Annotated in this window: 11 protein-coding genes; all 11 read left to right on the top strand. The window is 43.3% G+C overall.

The features are described from left to right. The first annotated feature begins 12 nt into the window (after positions 1-12). The 11 genes from ACYVQZ_RS06065 (at position 13) to ACYVQZ_RS06015 (ending at position 22,307) form a co-directional block, all read left to right on the top strand. The gene (locus ACYVQZ_RS06065) at positions 13-213 is read left to right on the top strand and encodes a DUF951 domain-containing protein (RefSeq protein ID WP_461240512.1); all 201 of its coding nucleotides are present in this window, start codon (positions 13-15) and stop codon (positions 211-213) included. 22 nt (positions 214-235) lie between these two features. Continuing rightward, positions 236-1,336: a redox-regulated ATPase YchF gene (gene ychF / locus ACYVQZ_RS06060; protein WP_461240511.1), complete on the top strand. Its 1,101-nt coding sequence runs from the start codon at positions 236-238 to the stop codon at positions 1,334-1,336. A 226-nt stretch (positions 1,337-1,562) separates the two neighbouring features. Then, the gene (locus tag ACYVQZ_RS06055) at positions 1,563-2,333 is read left to right on the top strand and encodes a DUF1129 domain-containing protein (RefSeq protein WP_461240510.1); all 771 of its coding nucleotides are present in this window, start codon (positions 1,563-1,565) and stop codon (positions 2,331-2,333) included. A gap of 161 nt (positions 2,334-2,494) precedes the next feature. After that, positions 2,495-2,914, top strand: coding sequence for a DUF805 domain-containing protein (locus ACYVQZ_RS06050; protein ID WP_461240509.1), 420 nt, complete (start codon positions 2,495-2,497; stop codon positions 2,912-2,914). A gap of 216 nt (positions 2,915-3,130) precedes the next feature. Next, entirely contained in the window at positions 3,131-4,597 is a 1,467-nt protein-coding gene (locus tag ACYVQZ_RS06045; protein ID WP_461240508.1) for a glycosyltransferase, read from the top strand. 9 nt (positions 4,598-4,606) lie between these two features. Then, entirely contained in the window at positions 4,607-5,914 is a 1,308-nt protein-coding gene (locus tag ACYVQZ_RS06040) for a glycosyltransferase family protein (RefSeq protein ID WP_461240507.1), read from the top strand. A gap of 29 nt (positions 5,915-5,943) precedes the next feature. Continuing rightward, positions 5,944-6,141, top strand: coding sequence for a hypothetical protein (locus tag ACYVQZ_RS06035; RefSeq protein ID WP_461240506.1), 198 nt, complete (start codon positions 5,944-5,946; stop codon positions 6,139-6,141). Between the two features lie 15 nt (positions 6,142-6,156). Then, the gene (secA, locus tag ACYVQZ_RS06030; RefSeq protein WP_461240505.1) at positions 6,157-8,520 is read left to right on the top strand and encodes a preprotein translocase subunit SecA; all 2,364 of its coding nucleotides are present in this window, start codon (positions 6,157-6,159) and stop codon (positions 8,518-8,520) included. A gap of 20 nt (positions 8,521-8,540) precedes the next feature. Next, on the top strand, positions 8,541-9,773 hold the full coding sequence (locus ACYVQZ_RS06025; protein WP_461240504.1) for a preprotein translocase subunit SecY: 1,233 nt from the start codon (positions 8,541-8,543) through the stop codon (positions 9,771-9,773). Further along, positions 9,770-10,042 carry a hypothetical protein gene (locus tag ACYVQZ_RS06020; protein ID WP_461240503.1) on the top strand — a complete coding sequence of 91 codons (273 nt, stop codon included), beginning with the start codon at positions 9,770-9,772 and terminating at the stop codon, positions 10,040-10,042. The genes ACYVQZ_RS06025 and ACYVQZ_RS06020 overlap by 4 nt, the downstream gene beginning before the upstream one ends. A 25-nt stretch (positions 10,043-10,067) precedes the next feature. Next, complete coding sequence (locus ACYVQZ_RS06015; RefSeq protein ID WP_461240502.1) at positions 10,068-22,307, top strand: LPXTG cell wall anchor domain-containing protein; 12,240 nt, start codon at positions 10,068-10,070, stop codon at positions 22,305-22,307. The last annotated feature ends 12 nt before the right edge of the window (positions 22,308-22,319 follow it).

Genomic DNA, 22,319 nt, shown 5'->3' with positions numbered 1-22,319 from the left:
GAGGTGCTTGGCATGTACGATAAAGGTGACATTGTCATTATGAAAAAGCCCCATCCATGTGGCAGCAACGAATGGCAAATTATTCGCATGGGTGCTGATATAAAGATTAAGTGCCAAGGCTGTGGACACATTGTGATGTTATCGCGTCGCAATTTTGAAAAACGAATGAAACAAGTTGTTGCAAAAGACACAACTGATACATCCAAAGATTAAGTAAAGAAAGAGTGAAGTATTCATGGCTTTAACAGCTGGAATTGTTGGTTTACCAAACGTTGGAAAGTCAACATTGTTTAACGCAATTACAAAAGCAGGGGCCGAAATGGCCAACTATCCATTTGCCACCATTGATCCCAACGTGGGGATGGTGGAAGTGCCAGATCAACGCTTAGACCGGATTCAAGAATTAATCCCTGCCAAAAAAGTAGTCCCAACGACCTTTGAATTTACAGATATTGCTGGAATTGTGAAAGGCGCAAGCAAGGGTGAAGGACTTGGTAACAAGTTCCTCGAAAATATTCGTCAAGTTGACGCGATTGTCCATGTGGTCCGCGCGTTTGACGATGATAATATCACCCACGTCACTGGTAAAGTGGACCCTGTAGATGATATCGAGACTATTAACCTTGAGTTGGGTTTGTCTGACTTAGAAGCTGTCGACAAACGATTAGCGAAGGTACAACGCGCAGCTAAAGGTAGCGACAAAGAAGCCAAAGCAGAACTTGCCGTGTTGGAAAAAATCAAGCCCGTGTTAGAAGCAGGTAAGAGTGTCCGAACAATTGATTTCACTGAAGATGAACTGCCAATTGTTAAGGGCTTATTCTTATTAACTTCAAAACCTGTTTTGTATGTCGCTAACATTGCCGAAGAAGACATGGCGGATCCCGACAGTAATAAGTACATGCAAACAATTCGTGATTACGTTAAAGATGAAGGCGCTCAAGTCATCGGTGTTGCAGCTGCCAGCGAAGAAGAAATTGCTGAAATGGACGATGCTGATAAACAAGAATTTCTCGAAATGGAAGGCGTCGAAGAACCAGGATTAAACAGATTAATCCGTGCTTCATACGCCTTATTAGGCCTAGAAACCTTCTTCACAGCAGGTGGCAAGGAAACACGCGCCTGGACATATAAGACAGGCACAAAGGCCCCACAAGCAGCTGGAATCATCCATTCAGACTTCGAAAGAGGTTTCATCAGAGCAGAAGTTATGAGTTATAAAGATTTGGATGAGCTGGAGACCCCAGCTAAGGTAAAAGAGGCTGGGAAACTTCGGCTTGAAGGAAAAGATTATGTGATGAATGATGGGGATATTGTGGAGTTTAGGTTCAACGTGTAGAGTGCGGAGAGCACCCGGGTAGACCACGAGGATTAACGGAATAATTATTAAATCCCAGGGCTTGGGATTTGATAATTATTGTGTTAACCGGAATGGTCTGGGTGCTCGGAGCACGTTTTAGCCATAAAAAAAACGAGTGAAGGGTTAACCGCAGGAAGCAGTTGCTCGGAGCACGTTTCGGCAGCAAAACAGCAAAAAAACCACCACCAAAAAAGGGAGAATCAACGTGGCACAACAAGAAAACGAACAACGTAACGCCCAAGCAGGCAGCCAACAACGCGAACGGCAACACGAAAAAAATTCAGATATTCATCGTGAATTCAGCGATTTGGGCTTAACAAAACGTAATGAAGAATTCATGTTTCAGTTAAATAAACAATTAGATGCGCAAGGCATCAAAGCAGAAAAAAAGCCAGATGCCATTAAAGAAACACTGGATACTTTGTTAGAGGCACAAAAGAAGGGAACAACTGCCAAACAACTATTTGGTACCCCTACTCAAAAAGCAGATGATTTGATCCATGGCCCCGCAAAACAAGCAGCGCAACCAACCACTAACTTTTGGTTAATGGCCCTCGATAATGGCTTGATGTTCTTCAACATTTTCACCGTCCTTTTTGGGGCGATGGGTATCTTTTCACCTAAGTCACTCAAGGTGGAACAATCAGGAACCACAGGGATTACTGCCATTATTCTAGTCGGAATTGTGGGTGGTCTCCTGTTTGCCTGGATTTCAACAATCATGGCGCCAAGAAACAAAGGCAAACACAATATTTGGTATAAACTGTCAGCGATTGTCTTAGCACTGGCAGCTTGGATTTTGGTTTACTTTGCAGCCAGCCTATTACCAAACGTCGTCAATCCACAACTACCACCATTCTTGTATATTGTTTTAGCAGTAATAGGATTCGTGTTAGATGTGTACCTTCGTCGCCGTTTCCATATCGTCGGTGGTGCGTTTGGCGCACCAGCACCACGTAATCAAACGCGTAAATAAGAAAAATAATAGGAAAATGCTGTTATATCAAGCATTTTCCTTTTTTATTAGCTAAAAAATGACACAATAAGTCCATTTATACAAAGTAATTGTAAAAAAAATAGTGACATTGTATTAACCTTCTAATATAATAGACTTTGTATTTGTTAAGGGGGATAACTATGGTTCAGAGCTACAAACTTTTTTGGAAGAGATATGCGGAATTTATTGGGAAATCAACTCGCAGTGAGTATTGGTATGTCCAGTTAGTTAATTCAATTATTATTCTTATTTTGGGCGGCTTGGCGTTTGGCATCGGCATTTCAAGTGTTTATGTACTTTCAAACGGTCTACATGCCAATAGTCCCGCGCAGCTGGGGATATCAATTTTCTTGCTGGTCTTGATGATTATTTATATGTTAGCGGCATTAATTCCTAATATTGCACTTACCATGCGCCGTCTTCAGGACGGTGGTTTTCCATGGGGACTGTGGTTTCTTATTTTCATACCATACGTTGGTGGGTTTATTATTTTGATTTTATGCATCTTGCCAACTAAAGTACAACCTAGTCAATCTAGTGGATCTGATACGATCCAATAGCATCTTTTGAGGAAAATAAAAATGGGGACGATTTTCGTCTCCATTTTTTGTTTGTCATTAAAAATGAAATCTGCAAAACTAAAAGGCTGAGCATGATAGAGTTGCTAGATTTTGTGGCTTAAAATGTGTACAATGAGCGCTAATTATGTAAAATGGAAGTGCGAGGATCTCAGACAGAACCAACGAATCGTATTATTTAATGGAGGCCAAACGACATTGAAGATTTATAACATCAATAAGGGAATTGGCTACGCTTCAAGTGGTGTAGAATATGCCCAAAAATATCGTAAAGATTTGTTGGCGAAAACCAATGCAGACGATTATTATATTTTCTTAGATTACATCTCTGCTAATATTTCGGTTTTTACAGACCTAATGGGTTTTAAACATGATCAAGTCATTAATATTTATAACTATTTGAGCGGTCGACCAACCGTGGAAACCACCTATACCGTGGAAGATTTTTTAGCAACGCTAGGTAACACCTATGACATCACGTCGCGTGATGATAAGGGTGTGAATGTCAAAATTAAAGATCTGGAATTGACCTATCGGATTTGGCTATTAAAAAATGGGTTGGTGGATCGTATTGATCGACTAGAAAAAGGTAAACTCACGCAGGCTTTTGAATATGATACCAGCCTAAGTGACATGCAGGAATTTCGGAATGGCAAGATTGTGCGACGAGTCTTTTATCGACTAGACGGCACAGTGGCCCTTGAACAGTACTATCAAGATAATAACATTACGACGACTATGATTGATGGTCATATTATTTATGGCACACTCGATTTTTATATGTATTTTTTCAACCAGTTAAATATCCAACCGGACGATGTTGTCATTATTGACCGTGCCTTAGAAATGTCCGAAGCCTTTTTACCCAGATATGCTGGGAAAACACGCATCATGTCAGTGGTTCATGCGGAACACTTTAACGAGCCGGTTACTGAAGGTGATCACATTGCGTGGAATAATTTTTATGAATATGTGTTTGATCATGCGAAATATTTTGAGGCCATTATTGTGTCGACAGAACGGCAGCGCCAAATTTTAGCCAGTCAATTACCTGCAGATAACACGACCGACATTGTCACAATTCCAGTCGGTTACGTGGAACAAGTCATTTCTGATCCAAATTATGATCCGTATGCGTTGGTCACGGCAAGCCGCTTGGCACCCGAAAAACATCTGGACGTCATTGTTAAAGCAGTCGCCAAGGCTAAAAAACAAATGAGCAACCTGACGCTTGATATTTACGGCGAGGGTGGCGAACGCCAAAAACTTGAAAAATTGATTAAAGAATTAAATGCGAGTGACTATATTCATCTAGAGGGTCATCGCCAAATGGCGGGTGTTTATGCCAAGTATGGGGCCTACGTGTCAGCCTCTACTTCTGAAGGATTTGGGTTATCATTACTGGAAGCCACTTCTGAATCATTACCAATCATTGGTGTTGATGTTGAGTATGGGAACCGTGAATTTGTCCAACCCGGGAAAAACGGTATTTTGTATCCAAAGAGTTCAATTGATGAATTGGATGAGCAGCTATACCAAGCATTAATTGCATTTTATGATCAAGGAATTGAAAATACGGGCCGCAAAGTTGCCCAAAATGTAGCCAAAGAATTTTTAGGATCGGTTGTAGCTGCAAAATGGGAAAAATTGTTAGGTCTAAAATAGGAGCGCGTTATGAAAGTTAACATTTTTGATTACTATGACCAAAATACCCAAAATTTAATTCAGTCCTTGAAAACGGCGCAATTGAACCGTCAATCTTTGTTTGTACACTATGATGGCGAATTGCCAGAAGGGGCACTCAGTCCGTTTACCTTTTTTACTAAGGTGCAGGAAACTAACCGTCGCGGACTATTTTTCAACCGTGTGCCGGTCCCAGAATTCTATGACATTATTGTTGGCGGTGCTAATTCAGCCCACATCCAATATGATGGTCGAACAGCAGGATTAATTACTTTTCGACGTGAGGGATACCGACTGGTTGATAACGTGGTCTGGTATTCTGCTGAAGACGGTGACAAGGTCATTAAAAAGGATTTTTATAATATTGCTGGCACTCACTTTGCCACCACATATTTTCAAGATGGTGAAGAATACGAAACAAAGTATTTTCATGAAGGTACTACGGTGATTACCGAAAACCATGATTCAGGCATTATTAAACTTCAGTATCAAGGACAAGTTCATGATTTTGCCAATCTCACCATGTTTTTTGGCTACTTTTTGCAGGAAGCCAAAATCGATCCAACAGATATCGTTATCAATTCCTTGTCTTACCCATTGTTTATTGCACATCTACTCAACAATCAAAACACCACGCTCTTTTGGCAAGAACCACTGGCAGATAATGTCCCTGGCAATATGGTGGGTGAATTGGAACAACGTCAAGCAGTTACTAAAATTATTTTCGGCAATCAGACCCAGCTTAATCAAGTTGCCAATCAATTCCCACAAACCGCAGTACAACTCGCTTATCTTTCAAATATTGGCGAATTTGTTCGCGACACGCAATATCGACCACGCGCTTTTGTACTGACTAACAGTGATGATTTACGCGGCTTGAACGAAATTTTAACCCGCTTGCCACAACTTCATGTAACGGTGGCGGCCTTTACTGAGATGAGCAAGAAGTTACTTGATCAAGGAGATCAACATCAGAATTTACGCTTGTTACCAAGCTTTTCACCGCGCGGTATTCAGAAAGAATTAGCTGATGCAGATATCTATCTTGATATTAACGCCGGTGGTAAAGTCGGTAACATTATGCGAGAGGCCTATCAAAATCACATGTTGATTTTGACGGATCAAAACGTCAAAACAGAAAATTACAAGAGCTTGGATTATCAACAAACGTCGACATTAATTGCCGATTTAACAGCGATCTTATCAGATCAAAACATGTGGCAAGCTAAATTAGAACAATTAATTAGCCAAAATGGACCACTATCAACAGCAGCAGATTATCAAAAGTTATTAAGCTAGGTGTATAGCAAACTAAGGCGAGGATCACAATGGCCAAAAAGAAGTTAAATGATTTAATTAATCAAAAATTTGATGAAGAAAAAAAGCGGCATACCTATGGTAAAAAGCCTAAAACGCCGCTTGGTCAATACGTTCGACCAGTTTTGTTTGGTCTGATTTTATTGGTCACATTGTGTGTGCTTTTTTCGCAAATTTTTGGCATCGCTCAGTACTTTTTTGGTCATTAGTTAGGTGAAGGTACAATGACAAAACTAGGTAAGTATCACAAGATAGCTAAAAGAATATATCGAGTTTTGCCACGTTATCAGCAAATGACCGATGAGGAATTACAACAGCAAACTGCTATTTTTCAAACCCAATTAGCTAACGGTAAAACACTGACGCAGTTGTTACCCCAAACTTTTGCGGTGGTCATGGAAGCTGATCGACGCGTGCTCGGGTTAGAACCCTATGAAGTGCAAGTCTTGGGTGGACTAGCACTCTTTTTTGGCAACATTGCCGAAATGAAAACTGGTGAGGGTAAATCTTTAGTCGCAACCATGCCGATGTATGCTCACGCACTAGCTGGTCAAAAGGGTAATTTTTTGATTACCACAAATGATTATCTCGTCCAACGAGATGGCGAAGAAATCGGGGCAGTCTATCAGTGGCTTGGCCTCACGGTTGGCATTGGCGTGGATGTTGAAAAAGACGAAGAAAAACGACAATTGTATGCCAACGATATTATCTATGCGACCCATGCCACACTTGGATTTCATTATTTGTTTGATAATTTAGGCAGTGATATTAATAAACAATTTGTGAAACGGTTTAACTACGCTATTATCGACGAAATTGATTCGATTTTACTGGACGGCGCACAGACGGCATTAGTGATTTCGGGAGCGCCCAAAGTACAGTCGAACTATTTTGAAATGAGTGACTGGTTTGTTAAAAGCCTGAGTGACGATGACTATGAGTTTAGTGAAGATAAAAAGAAAGTTTGGTACACAGCCTCAGGTCTCGATAAAATTGAGGACTACTTTGATATCGATGATATTTTTGCGGAAACGTATTTTGATCAATATCGGCACCTTGTTTTAGCGCTTCAGGCTAATTTCTTAAAAAAAGAAGGACAAGATTACGTCGTTGAAGCCGGCAAAGTGGTATTACTCGATGAAGTTAACGGTCGTAAAATGACGGGTGTCAAATTAAATGGTGGGCTCCATCAGGCAATCGAGGCTAAAGAAGGGCTCAAGTTGACTGCTGAAACTAAAACTTTGGGGATGATTAGTTACCAAAGTCTTTTTAATAAATTTAAGCAGTTGGCTGGGATGACCGGAACGGCCAAAACAGACGAAAAAGAGTTCATGGAAACCTACAATTTACACGTTATTGTGATTCCAACCAATGAACCTAGCATTCGTGTTGATCGACCAGATCAAGTTTACTTAACTAACCGTGCCAAAATCGATCATTCGCTCGAAGCTGTGGAAGCCGGGATGGCGGCGAAACGGCCTGTTTTGATTGAAACAGGTTCAGTGACCATGTCAAATCTATATTCATTAATTTTGTTAGAAAATCGAATTCCACATAATCTCTTGAATGCTGAAACAGCACCACGGGAAAAACTAATCGTTAGTGAAGCGGGTGACACGGATTCAGTCACCCTTGCGACATCAATGGCAGGCAGAGGAACAGATATCAAGCTCAGTGATGAAGCTAAATCTAATGGTGGCCTATTGGTAATCGGCACAGAACGAATGAACAGCAAACGGGTTGATAACCAATTGCGTGGCCGCGCTGGTCGCCAGGGTGAACCCGGAGAAAGTCAGTTTATGGTGTCTTTAGAAGATAAAATGGTCGTCGAAAATGGTTCTGATCGACTACGGCGGTTTTATGAACGTCAAGAGACCAAAGTTAACCAAGGCAAACGTGATGAGTATCAAGTGCTCACACAACGCATTGCGAAAACGGCGATGGATAAGGCGCAAGCTAAAACTGGTAACAGTGAATTTGAATCCAGACGTGAAACGACCGGCTATGACGCAATTATGAGTAATCAACGGGACAAAATTTATGCGGCTCGTAATAAAGTACTTGAGGAAAATCCAGATTACTTAAATGCTTTAATAAACGGGGCACTTAGTACAGTTATTAACAACTTTTTGAATGCGCATCGCAAACTGCAATTTAACGACATCACTAATTTTGTCTACAACAACATCGACCCAGGTTATCAACTCCAACAAATCAAGGATGGTGTCGGCACCAAACTGCGCAAAAAGCGAGTTTACCGCTTTTTACTAACAACTGCGCGAGATGCTTTGCAACGGTCGCTAGATCGGTTTAAAAGTTCCAAACAGTTAGCCTATTATAAAAAGGTTGTCATTCTAAAAGCGATTGATACAAGTTGGATTGATCAATTGGATTATCTGCAGCAATTAAAAATGATTGTTAATGGCCGCAGCACGGCCCAGCACAAACCAATCACAGAGTTTACAATTGATTCACGTCGGGGCTTTTTCAAAATGGAAGAAGAAGCTTGGCTAGCAATGTTTCGGAATGCATTACTCACCCAAGTTGATCAAAATGAAGATGGCTCGTTAGCCATTACGTTCCCATAATATAAGGAGGTGGCAACATCATGAAAAAATATCGCGATTTAACACATCGTCTTTCAGTGACTTTTTTACTGATTGCTGTGTATAGTCTCGGTCAAAATATTCCGGTGCCGATGTTTGCCACTAATTTTCGTGTCAGTGGCGCACCATCCACTGGTAAATTATTATCAGTAATTACTGGTGGGGTGTTTGAAAGTCCAACCTTATTTTCACTGGGGATGGGACCTTACATGGTGGTGTCAATTTTGACGTCGATTATTTTTCTAACGGCGCGCGATCAAATGGGACAACTTTCAAAAGAACAAAAGGGGCGCATTCAAATTTGGGTGACGCTCTTGTTTGCTGTCCTGCAAGCCATTCCGTTGACCTTTAATATCTTACGAACTGCTAAACCAATCGTGGCAGGTCAAACCGTGACGACGATGTTTGCGATTACGGGGTTGGTTTTTGTGACCGGTGCGATGATGGCGGCTTGGATGGCCAGTTTCAACGCGCAATTTGGGGTTGGTGGACCGTTTGTCATGATTATTCCGGGGATTGTCACTGGTATTACAGGCAGTCTTCAAGAGGTCAATATTTCTATTTTGCAGCATTTAGACCGGGCCTTAATCTTAGCGGTTATCACATTAGTATTTATGTATGTCACGACTGCCTTGTATTCAGCTGAATATCATATGGATGTCCAGCGAATTGGGATTGATCGGCGTTCTAAGGACGCTTATTTTGGCTTTCGAATCTTAGTCGGGGGCACGATGCCACTGATGTTTGCGACGACGTTTATGTATTTTCCTGCGTACATTATGCAGGCATTTGGGTGGCATAACGCTACTATGACGCAGTTATTTGACGTGAAACACTTATCTGGAATCGTGATTTATGGATTAGTCATTTATTTGTTAGGATTTGGTTTTTCGTTTGTGAATATCATGCCAGACCAGATTGCTAAAGATCTTAAAGAAGCCGGCGATTATGTGATTGGTGTTCAACCTGGCATTACCACTGAACGCTATATTACCCGTCGTGTGGTTTTCTTTTCCATTACCGGCAGTCTGTTTTTAGCCATTGTCGTTATTTTACCCATGTTGCTGGGATACTTTTTACACCAGTCAATGTATGCCAGCTTATCCAATTATTTTGCGATGATTTTTGTGTTGATTTCCATCTTTGATAATTTTCGTCAGGATATCGATATGTTGTACTACAAGGACAACTATGGCCTATTTAATCTGAAAAGCACAAGGAGGCGGTTATCATGATTTATTACATCGCCGATTTTCCCGCCGAAATTGACAGTCTTGAAAAAGATCCAGTCTTTAACACGATTAAAAATTTTGAATTAGGTCAATTTGACTATCGTGTTTTAATACCGCAATTTGTCCCATTTTTAAGGTATCTAGCAGCCGAATATGGTTTATATGACAGTGACAGGATTGTCCGGGTATTTGATGAGTTACAAGATGTCCATCAACAACAGGGCTTTCCGTTGACATTGACAGACTTGGCAAGTAAAAAACGCAGATGGTAGCTATTCTGATATCGTGGCAGCTAAATTGTCTGATGAAGAAATGTCAACTATCGCTGCTAGTTACGCTACTGCTGGTATGCCCGGCATTCCTAAAGTTACTTCAATCACAATCACGACCAAAGGGTCAGCTGCTGACACAACAACTTATCCAGGTGGCGTATTAAAGACAGTTACAGGTGGTAACGTTGATATTACTGGTGCAGATTTAGGCAATGGTCGTGTTACTAACGCTGCTACTGTCTTAACAGATGAAAATGCCGACAAATATCTGGGTCAAAAACCAGAAGAAATTTTCAATATCGCTCGTGAAGTTTCAGTGGAAAGCTATGCTGGTAACATCACGATTAAGTTTGTTGATGATAAAGGCAATGCAATTGCTGGCAAAGCTGATCAAACAATTGACGCCCAAAAGGCTGGTTTGGTAGTTGGTGACACTTATAAAGTCGATACAACTAGCACAGATTATCAAGTGCCTGGCTATTCATACACTGGTTACACCTTCAATGGTGGCAAAGCTACGACTGGTGCACCATCGGGGACATTAGCCAAAACAGCTAATACGATTGTTATGTCATTTGTTCAAAACACTGCACCAGTTAATGTTAAATTTGTCGATGATTCAAACTCAGGCGCAGAAATTGCTAATAGTGCAATTACTGTGAACGGTGTCATTGGTGAAACTGGTGATATTTTAACAACGTCAGATGTAAAAGCTAAACTTAACAGTTTCTCTAACTATATTTTGACACCAGATGGCAACAAAAACACTAGTGTTACCTATGGAACTACTACAGATGTCACAATTCACTTAAGCCAAGTAACTAATAACATTACGGTCAGTTTTGTTGACACAAAGGGTAATACACTAAAACCAAATGAAATTCTCAACGCCAAGGATAATCAATTTATTGTTGGTAAAGAGATCCTCATTGACTCTGCAAACTATCCAATTGATAAATACATGTACCAAGGATACACACTTCACTTAGGTAGCAGTGGCCCAAAACCTGAAAGTACGGATACAAAAGCAGATATTATCGCATCTAAAGTTACGGCAGTAAACCGTATCACAGTAGGATTCATCTACGATGTCGCGGATGCTGCAATTACTGTAAACTTTGTTGACGATAATACAAACCAACCTGTTGGTACAGCAGTTCCATTAACTGTGGGCAACAACAAAGCAACTGATATTCTGACTGCAGCTGATGTTGAGACTGAATTGACGACATTAGCAGGTCAAGGTTACGTGCTAACTCCTGGTTCTGCTGACAACACTGCATTAGCAACTCAAGTGGTTAAAGATGGTTCTACTTATACTGTTCACGTAAGTAAAAAAGCCGGTGCTGTCACTGTTAACCTAGTTGATGACAAGGGTAATACCCTTAAAGATACTAAGGGCAACAGCACATACAACATCACCACAGATGCTGCAGGTAACCCATTAGTTGTCGGTGGTTCATTTACTGTAGACCCTGCTGGTTATCCAGTTAGTGGTTTCACGTATAAAGGCTACAAGACAACTGGTGCCGAAACTGATGGTAATCCAGCCGCTTTGACCCTCAGTGATCAAGCAACTTCAATCACTTTGGTTTATACAGCAACTGTTTATACTGAGGAAAAGCCAGGTGGTGCGACAGATCCTGCTGGTACACAAAAAGATTATCTGACTGGAACGATCACTGTTATCACAACCTATACCGGTGCTGGTAAGACAGCAGCAGATACAACCACTGTAGTTACTCCCGTTTATCGAACAGCAACTGTTGATCCTAAAACTGGTACCGTTACGTATTCAGGTTGGTCAACCGGTAAAAATGATCCAACAGCTACTAAGGATAATCTTTTAGTTCACGCACTGACTGAAAAAGATGTTGCCATTTCAGGTTACACTGTTACTTTCGGCGGCGATAACGGTGACTATACTTCAGAATTCTTTGATGCAGAAAAAGGTACTGAAAGCCCATATGCAGCATTAATTCAACGTTCTGTCACATATACACCTATCACATACACACCAGATAATCCAGGTGAAGCAACTGATCCAGCAGGCACCCAAGTACAATACTTGAAGGGCCAAATTAAAGTTACAACTGATTACACTGGTGCAGGGTCTGATACACCTGCTGAAAAGACTGAAACTATCAATGTTTACAGAACAGTTAGTCTTGATGATCAAGGCCAACCAGTTTATACAGCATGGACAACTGCTACAAATGGTTTGGGTGGTAAAGATACAGACGTCTTAGTCGCTGGTTTAACAACAGCTGATACTGTTAATGTCCCAGCAATTGACGGCTACAAGGCAGAAGTAACGTCTGGTAGTAGCGACTTTACTGCTAAAAACTTTGCCGATAAAGGTATTGTTGGCACAGATAGTACAGTCGCAGTTGTTTCACGGACTGTTGCTTATGCTAAAGATATCTTTACACCACAAAATCCAGGTGGAAAAGATACTGATCCTATCGGAACTCAAATCGAGTATCTAACAGGAACAGTTTATGTCACAACTACGTACAAGGGTGCCGGCGATGCGATGCCTGATAGTACAACAGATGTCCCTGTTGCAATATATCGTAGTGCAACAGTCGGCGCTGATGGCAAGACTGTTTCTTACGGCGCTTGGACGACAAATGAAGATGGTGTGACTGCGCCAACAGATGGTAACATCGTGGAAGCATTCACAGCACCAACAATTAATGGTTATGCTGTTACAACAACTGGGGATGTTGACGCATTAACACCAACCAAGTTGAAGATTTTGAGTGACACAATTGGTGCACCAGTGCCATTTACAACTAAGTACGTTCGTACTGCGACATATACAGGCACAGATTACACACCAAGTAACCCAGGCAAAGAGGGAACTGATCCAGAAGGTACCCAAGACGAGTACTTGAACGGAACCATTACTGTTAATACCAACTACAAGGGTGGTGGCGATTCAAGACCAGCCAACACCAGCAAAGATGTTAATGTTTATCGGAGTGCGCACCTTGAAGACGGCAAAGTTGTCTATACTGCTTGGACTACCAACAAAAATGGTGTCACAGTTAGTGATAACTTAGTTGCTGCCTTCGTGCCAACAGAAATTACAGGATACACTGTTACTACTGGTGGTAGCACAGATGCATACACGGCAGCTGATTTTGCTACGATTACGGACTCGGCCGGTGCAACCACACCATATGCAACAACGATTACGCGGACAGCCACATATACGGCAACAAATTACACACCAACGACACCAGGTGAAACTGGCAAAGATCCAGAAGGAACCCAAGCAGAATACTTAACAGGAACAATCACGGTTAAGTCAAACTACACAGGTGCCGGAGATGCCACACCAGCAAACACTACTGATGATGTCCACGTATACCGTAGTGCCCATGTCCAAGATGATGGCACGGTAGCCTACAGCGCATGGACCACTAATCCAGACGGTGTAACCGCAAGTACTGATTTAGTTGATGCTTTCGCACCAACAGCAGTTAAAGGTTACAGTGTTGAAACCAGTGGCGCCGACGGTGCATACTCAGCAGCCGACTTCGCAACAATTACGGATGCGGCCGATGCTAAAACACCATATGTGACAACAATTGAACGTACTGCCACATATACCGCCACAGATTACACACCAACGACACCAGGTGAAACTGGCAAGGATCCAGAAGGAACCCAAGCAGAATACTTAACAGGAACAATCACCGTTAAGTCAAACTACGAAGGTGCCGGTGATGCTACACCAGCAAACACTACTGATGATGTCAAGGTATACCGTAGCGCTCACATCAATAGTGATGGGACGGTTGGCTACAGTGAATGGACAACCAATCCTGATGGTGTAACATTAAGCGGCAACTTAGTTGATGCCTTTACACCAGCAGAAGTAACAGGTTATAAAGTCGCTACTAGCGGGGACGAAACTGCTTATACATCAACTGACTTCAAGACAATCACTGATGCCGATGGCGTAACTCCTCCATACACGAAGACGTTGAACCGCACTGCTGTTTACAGCAAGGTCACAACTGATCCAGATGGTGGTACAACCACTACGACAACTGATCCAGAAGGTAATGTAACTGTTATTGATAAAGTTTGGCCAGATGGTGACAAGACTCACGTTGAAATTAATACAGATACCAATGTGATTACGGTTACTGAGACACCTAAAGGTCAAGCTCCATTAGATCCAGTTACAGTTCAACCAGGTGATACCACTAAGACTGGTAAGACTACCGTTACAAACAACGAACCAAATGGTGTTGCATTAAGTCACGATGGAGAAGGTGTACATGAAACAGTCACCCCTGAGGGCGATCGGACTTACAGCAAGACACAAAATGGCCCAGGTGTGAGTGTTGATCCTAAAGACTTCTACACAACCAAGACCACGCCAGATCCAGATGGTGGTACCACAACTGTTACAACCAATGGAAATGGTGATGTTACTAAGATCGATAAGAACTGGCCAGATGGTGATAAGACCCATGCTGAAATCGATACCGACACAGGTGTTGTAACTGTTACTGAAACTCCAAATGGCGAAACACCACTCGATCCAGTAACGATTCAACCAGGTGATTCAACCAAGGCTGCCAAGACGACTGTTGATAACAATGAACCAAATGGCATCACAATGAGCCATGATGGTGATGGTATCAGCGAAACTGTCAATCCAGACGGCACATTGAATTACAAGAAGACGCAAAATGGCCCAGGTGTCAGCGTTGATCTTGACGATTACTACAACACGACTAAGACGCCAGATCCAAATGGTGGAACAACCACTACCACAACTGACGGCAATGACAAGATTGTTAAGATTGACAAGGATTGGCCTGATGGCGACAAGACGCACATTGATATCAACACAGATACAAATGTGATTACGGTTACCGAAACACCTAAGGGCGAACAACCATTAGATCCAGTTACAGTTCAACCAGGCGACACCACCAAGACTGGTAAGACTACCGTTACTAACAACGAACCTGGTGGCGTGGAATTAACTCACGACATCACACCAGTTGATCAAGACGGCAAGCCAACTGACGGTATAACTACTGTTGGTGAACACGACTTGGATGATGGCACCATCACTTACACGAAGACACAAAATGGTAAGGGCGTCAGTGTCGATCCTAAGGATTACTACACAACGAAGACCACACCAGATCCTGATGGTGGTACCACAACTGTTACAACTAACGGAAATGGGGACATCACTAAGATCGACAAGACTTGGCCTGATGGTGATAAGACGCACGCTGAAATCAATACAGATACCAACGTGGTAACAGTTACTGAAACACCAAATGGAGAATCTCCACTTGATCCAGTAACAATCCAACCAGGTGACTCAACTAAGACTGGTAAGACAACTGTTGATAACAACGAACCAAATGGCCTCACAATGAGCCATGATGGTGACGGTGTCAGCGAAACTGTTAATCCAGATGGCACACTTAATTACGTTAAGATCCAAAACGGTCCAGGTGTGAGCGTTGATCCAGACGATTACTACAACACTACCAAGACCCCAGATCCAAATGGTGGGACAACCACTACTACGACTGATGGTAATGACAAGATCGTCAAGATTGATAAAGATTGGCCAGATGGTGACAAGACTCATATCAATATTGATACAGATACCAATGTGATTACGGTCACTGAAACACCTAAGGGTCAAGATCCATTAGACCCAGTCACAGTTCAACCAGGCGATACTACCAAGACTGGTAAGACGACTGTTACGAACAACGAACCTGAAGGCGTGGAATTAACTCACGACATCACCCCAGTTGATCAAGATGGTAAGCCAACAGACGGTACAACTACTGTTGGTGAACATGACTTGGATGACGGCACAATCACTTACACGAAGACTAAGAACGGTACTGGTGTAAGCGTTGATCCTAAGGATTACTACACAACTGAAACCACACCAGATCCAGATGGTGGCACAACCACTGTCACGAAGAATGGTCATGGCGATGTGACTAAGATCGATAAGACTTGGCCAGATGGTGACAAGACGCACGCTGAAATCAACACAGATACAAATGTTGTAACGGTTACTGAAACACCAAACGGACAAGATCCATTAGATCCTGTAACCATTCAACCAGGAGATAGCACCAAGACTGGTAAGACAACCGTTGATAACAATGAACCAAATGGTCTCACAATGAACCACGATGGTGACGGTGTCAGCGAAACGGTCAACCCAGACGGTACACTCAGCTACGCTAAGACGCAAAATGGCCCAGGTGTCAGTGTCGATCCTAAAGACTTCTACACGACGAAGACCACACCAGATCCAGATGGCGGCACAACAACCGTCACAACAGATGGTCATGGTGATATCACAACGATCGACAAGACTTGGCCAGATGGTGACAAGACGCATGCTGAAATCAACACAGATACCAATGTTGTCACAGTAACCGAAACACCAAATGGACAAGATCCATTAGATCCTGTAACCATTCAACCAGGTGACACAGCTAAGACTGGTAAGACCACCGTTGATAACAACGAACCAAATGGCCTCACAATGAACCATGATGGCGACGATGTATTTGAAACAGTTCACCCAGACGGCACATTGAGTTACAAGAAGACTAAGAATGGCCCAGGTGTCAGCGTTAATATCAAAGACTTTACAACCACAACCCCAGATCCAGATGGTGGCACAACCACTACGATCACTGACGGAAAAGGTAATATCGTCACAATTGATAAAGATTGGCCAGACGGTGACAAGACCCACGTTGAAATTAATACAGATACTAATGTAATTACAGTTACTGAAACACCAAATGGTGAAACACCATTAGATCCTGTAACAGTTCAACCAGGCGACACGACGAAGACTGGTAAGACGACTGTGACAAACAACGAACCAAATGGTGTGGCATTGAGCCATGATGGTGACGATATCAGTGAAACAGTTACTCCTGAGGGAACTCGTACTTACAGCAAGTCCAAGAATGGTACTGGCGTAAGCGTTGATCCTAAGGACTACTACACAACTACCACAACTCCAGATCCAGACGGCGGTACAACTACTGTGACAACGAATGGTAACGGGGATATCACGAAGATTGATAAGAACTGGCCAGACGGTGACAAGACGCACGTTGAAATCGACACAAATACCGGCGTAGCAACTGTTACTGAAACACCAGATGGTGAACAACCACTTGAATCAGTAACCATTCAACCAGGTGATAGTGATAAGACTGGTAAGACAACTGTTGATAACAACGAACCAAACGGCATCACAATGAGCCACGATGGTGACGGTATTAGCGAAACTGTTAACCCAGATGGGACACTCAGTTACACTAAGATTCAAAATGGCCCAGGTGTCAGTGTTAACCCTGAAGATTACTACGATACAACCAAGACGCCAGATCCAGATGGTGGCACAACTACTACCACAACTGACGGTAAAGGCAACATCGTGAAGATCGACAAGGATTGGCCAGATGGTGACAAGACCCATATTGAAATCGATACCGATACCAATGTGATTACAGTTACTGAAACACCAAATGGTGAATCACCACTTGATCCAGTCACAGTTCAACCAGGCGACACCACAAAGACTGGTAAGACGACAGTGACAAATAACGAACCAAACGGCGTTGAGTTGAGTCATGATGGGGACGGTATTAGCGAAACTATCAACCCTGATGAAACTCGGACGTACACTAAGACTCAAAATGGCCCAGGTGTTAGTGTTGATCCTAAGGATTACTACACAACGACAACCACACCAGATCCAGATGGTGGCACAACCACTGTCACAACGAATGGTAATGGTGACGTTACGAAGATTGATAAGACTTGGCCAGATGGTGACAAGACGCATGCTGAAATCGATACCGACACAGGTGTTGTAACAGTTACGGAAACACCAAATGGTGAAAGTCCACTTGATCCAGTAACGATCCAACCAGGTGACTCAACGAAGACTGGTAAGACAACCGTTGATAACAACGAACCAAACGGCATCACAATGAGCCATGATGGTGACGGTGTCAGCGAAACAGTTAACCCAGACGGTACATTGAGTTACAAGAAGACACAAAATGGCCCAGGTGTTAGTGTTGATCCTAAGGATTACTACACAACCACCACTACCCCAGATCCAGATGATGGTACGACTACTGTTACAACTAACGGTAATGGAGACATTACAACCATCGACAAGAATTGGCCAGACGGTGACAAGACGCATGCTGAAATCAACACTGAAACTAATGTTGTAACAGTTACTGAAACACCAAATGGGGAATCTCCACTTGATCCAGTAACGATCCAACCGGGTGATTCAACCAAGACTGGTAAGACCACTGTTGATAACAACGAACCAAATGGCATCACAATGAGCCATGATGGTGACGGTGTCGGCGAAACAGTCAACCCAGACGGTACATTGAGTTACAAGAAGACCCAAAATGGCCCAGGTGTCAGCGTTAGTCCGGATGATTACTACAACACGACTAAGACGCCAGATCCAAATGGTGGCACAACCACTACGACGACTGACGGTAATGACAAGATCGTGAAGATTGACAAGGATTGGCCTGATGGCGACAAGACGCACATCGATATCGATACAGATACGAATGTGATTACAGTCACTGAAACACCTAAGGGTGAAGCACCTCTTGATCCAGTTACAGTTCAACCGGGTGATACCACGAAGACTGGTAAGACCACCGTTACTAACAACGAACCTGGTGGCGTACAATTAAGTCACGACATCACACCAGTTGACAAGGATGGCAAACCAACTGAGGGTGCAACCACTGTTGGTGAGCATGACTTGGATGACGGTACGATTACCTACACGAAGACCAAAAATGGTCCTGGTGTGAGCGTTGATCCAGACGATTACTACGATACAACCAAGACCACAGATCCAAATGGTGGCACAACCACGACAACGACTGACGGTAATGATAAGATCGTGAAAATCGATAAGGACTGGCCAGACGGTGACAAGACCCACATCGATATCGACACAGATACCAATGTGATTACGGTTACCGAAACACCTAAGGGCGAACAACCATTAGATCCAGTTACAGTTCAACCAGGCGACACCACGAAGACTGGTAAGACCACTGTCACGAACAACGAACCTGGTGGTGTGGAATTAAGCCACGACATCACACCAGTTGATCAAGATGGCAAACCAACTGAGGGTACAACCACTGTTGGTGAACATGACTTGGATGATGGCTCCATCACTTACACTAAGACGCAAAACGGTAAGGGTGTCAGTGTGGATCCTAAGGATTACTACACAACCACCACTACTCCAGATCCAGATGGCGGCACCACAACCGTGACAACTAACGGTAATGGTGACATCACCAAGATCGATAAGACTTGGCCAGATGGTGACAAGACCCACGCAGAAATCAATCCAGATACCAACGTGGTCACCGTAACTGAAACACCAAATGGTGAACAACCACTTGCCCCAGTTACGATTCAACCAGGTGACTCAACTAAGACTGGTAAGACAACTGTTGATAACAACGAACCAAATGGTCTCACAATGAGTCATGATGGTGATGGTATCAGCGAAACGCTCAACCCAGACGGCACATTGAGTTACACCAAGACACAGAACGGTCCAGGTGTCAGTGTCAACCCTGACGATTACTACGATACAACCAAGACCCCAGATCCAAATGGTGGCACAACCACGACGACGACTGACGGTAATGATAAGATCGTGAAAATCGATAAGGACTGGCCAGACGGTGACAAGACTCACATCGATATCGATACAGATACGAATGTGATTACGGTCACTGAAACACCTAAGGGTGAACAACCACTTAAGCCAGTTACGGTTCAACCAGGAGACACCACCAAGACTGGTAAGACAACTGTCACGAACAACGAACCCGAAGGCGTAGAATTAACTCACGACATCACACCAGTTGACAAGGACGGTAAACCAACTGACGGCACAACCACGGTTGGCGAACACGACTTGGGTGACGGGACGATTACCTACACCAAGACCAAGAATGGTAAGGGTGTCAGTGTCGATCCTAAGGATTACTACACAACGACTACTACCCCAGATCCAGACGGCGGCACAACCACTGTCACGACCAACGGTAATGGCGATGTAACTAAGATCGATAAGATTTGGCCAGATGGTGACAAGACCCACGCTGAAATCAACACTGATACCAACGTAGTGACAGTCACTGAAACACCAAACGGTCAAGATCCATTAGATCCAGTAACCATTCAACCAGGTGACACTACGAAGACTGGTAAGACAACTGTTGATAATAATGAACCAGAAGGACTTACTTTGAGTCATGATGGCGACGATATCAGTGAAACTGTTAACCCAGACGGGAAACCTTCGTACAAGAAGACCCAAAACGGCACAGGTGTCAGTGTCACTCCTGACGATTACTACGACACAACCAAGGCCCCAGATCCAAATGGTGGTATTACCACTACAACGACTGACGGTCATGGCAACATCGTGAAAATCGACAAGGATTGGCCAGACGGTGACAAGACCCACATCGATATTGATACAGATACCAATGTGATCACGGTCACTGAAACACCTAAGGGTCAAGATCCATTAGATCCTGTGACAATCCAACCAGGTGACACAGATAAGACTGGCAAGACGACTGTCACAAACAACGAACCAAATGGTGTTGAGTTAACTCATACTATTACCCCAGTGGACAAGGACGGTAAGCCAACAGGCGAACCAACCAATGTCGGCGAACATGACTTGGGCGATGGCACAATTACCTACACCAAGACCAAGAACGGTACGGGTGTCAGCGTTGATCCTAAGGATTACTACGACACGACGACCACTCCAGATCCAAATGGTGGCACAACCACAATTACGACAAATGGTAATGGCGACGTCACAAAGATTGATAAGAACTGGCCTGATGGTGACAAGACGCACGTTGAAATCAATACAGATACCAACGTGATTACAGTCACTGAAACACCTAAGGGTCAAGACCCACTCGATCCAGTGACAGTCCAACCAGGTGACACCACGAAGACTGGCAAGACAACCGTTACAAACAACGAACCAGCTGGCGTTGAATTGACGCATACAATCACTCCAGTGGACAAGGATGGCAAGCCGACGGGCGAACCAACCAATGTCGGCGAACATGACTTGAGTGATGGTACGATTACCTATACCAAGACTAAGAATGGTACAGGTGTCAGCGTTGATCCTAAAGACTTCTACAACACCACAACAACCAATGACCCTGACGGCGGCACAACCACTGTCACAACCAATGGTAATGGTGATGTAACTAAGATCGATAAGACTTGGCCAGATGGCGACAAGACGCATGTTGAAATCAATACTGACACTAATGTTGTCACAGTTACTGAAACACCTAAGGGTCAAAACCCATTAGATCCAGTAACCATTCAACCAGGTGACAGTGATAAGACAGGCAAGACGACGGTTGCTAACAACGAACCAAATGGTGTAACCCTTAGTCATGACGGCAACGGCACGACTGAAACAGTTAACCCAGATGGCACGTTGAGCTACAAGAAGACCCAGAATGGCACTGGTGTCAGTGTTGATCCTAAGGATTACTACAACACCACAACCACGAAGGATCCAGATGGTGGTACAACCACTGTGACAACTAACGGTAACAATGACGTCACCAAGATCGATAAGACTTGGCCAGACGGCGACAAGACGCATGTCGAAATCAACACTGGTACCAATGTTGTTACGGTCACTGAAACACCAAATGGTCAGGATCCACTCGATCCAGTTACAGTTCAACCGGGTGATACCACCACAACTGGTAAGACCACGGTGACAAATAATGAACCAAATGGCGTTGCTTTGACACACAACACCACTGATGTTGATCAAAACGGTAACCCAGTCACTGTTCACGATGGCGAAACTGTCGATCACGACGGTCATATCACTTATGAATACACTGAAACACCAGTTGATCAAGATCAAAATGCCGGTACTGACACGACAAAAGCTACTGCTCAACCTGCTAGTCACAAGGCAGATCAAACGCAACAAAAGGCTGGGGCAACTAAGTCGGCTAACGACAAGAAATTGCCACAGACTTCTGAAGCACAACCTAATACCGCGGCACTTGGTTTATTAGGTAGTTTGATTGGGATGTTTGGTTTACTTGGAGTTCGTAAGCGTCGCGAAGATGACAAGTAAGCATGACTGACC

The sequence above is a fragment of the Paucilactobacillus salsurae genome (assembly GCF_054784995.1).
This window is presented reverse-complemented; position numbering and strand designations above follow the sequence as displayed.

Bases quoted from the DNA above. Each gene is read 5' to 3' on its own strand.
- ACYVQZ_RS06065 (WP_461240512.1), top strand. From the start codon at position 13: ATGTACGATAAAGGTGACATTGTCATTATGAAAAAGCCCCATCCATGT.
- ychF (WP_461240511.1), top strand. From the start codon at position 236: ATGGCTTTAACAGCTGGAATTGTTGGTTTACCAAACGTTGGAAAGTCA.
- ACYVQZ_RS06050 (WP_461240509.1), top strand. From the start codon at position 2,495: ATGGTTCAGAGCTACAAACTTTTTTGGAAGAGATATGCGGAATTTATT.
- ACYVQZ_RS06040 (WP_461240507.1), top strand. From the start codon at position 4,607: ATGAAAGTTAACATTTTTGATTACTATGACCAAAATACCCAAAATTTA.
- ACYVQZ_RS06035 (WP_461240506.1), top strand. From the start codon at position 5,944: ATGGCCAAAAAGAAGTTAAATGATTTAATTAATCAAAAATTTGATGAA.
- secA (WP_461240505.1), top strand. From the start codon at position 6,157: ATGACAAAACTAGGTAAGTATCACAAGATAGCTAAAAGAATATATCGA.
- ACYVQZ_RS06025 (WP_461240504.1), top strand. From the start codon at position 8,541: ATGAAAAAATATCGCGATTTAACACATCGTCTTTCAGTGACTTTTTTA.
- ACYVQZ_RS06020 (WP_461240503.1), top strand. From the start codon at position 9,770: ATGATTTATTACATCGCCGATTTTCCCGCCGAAATTGACAGTCTTGAA.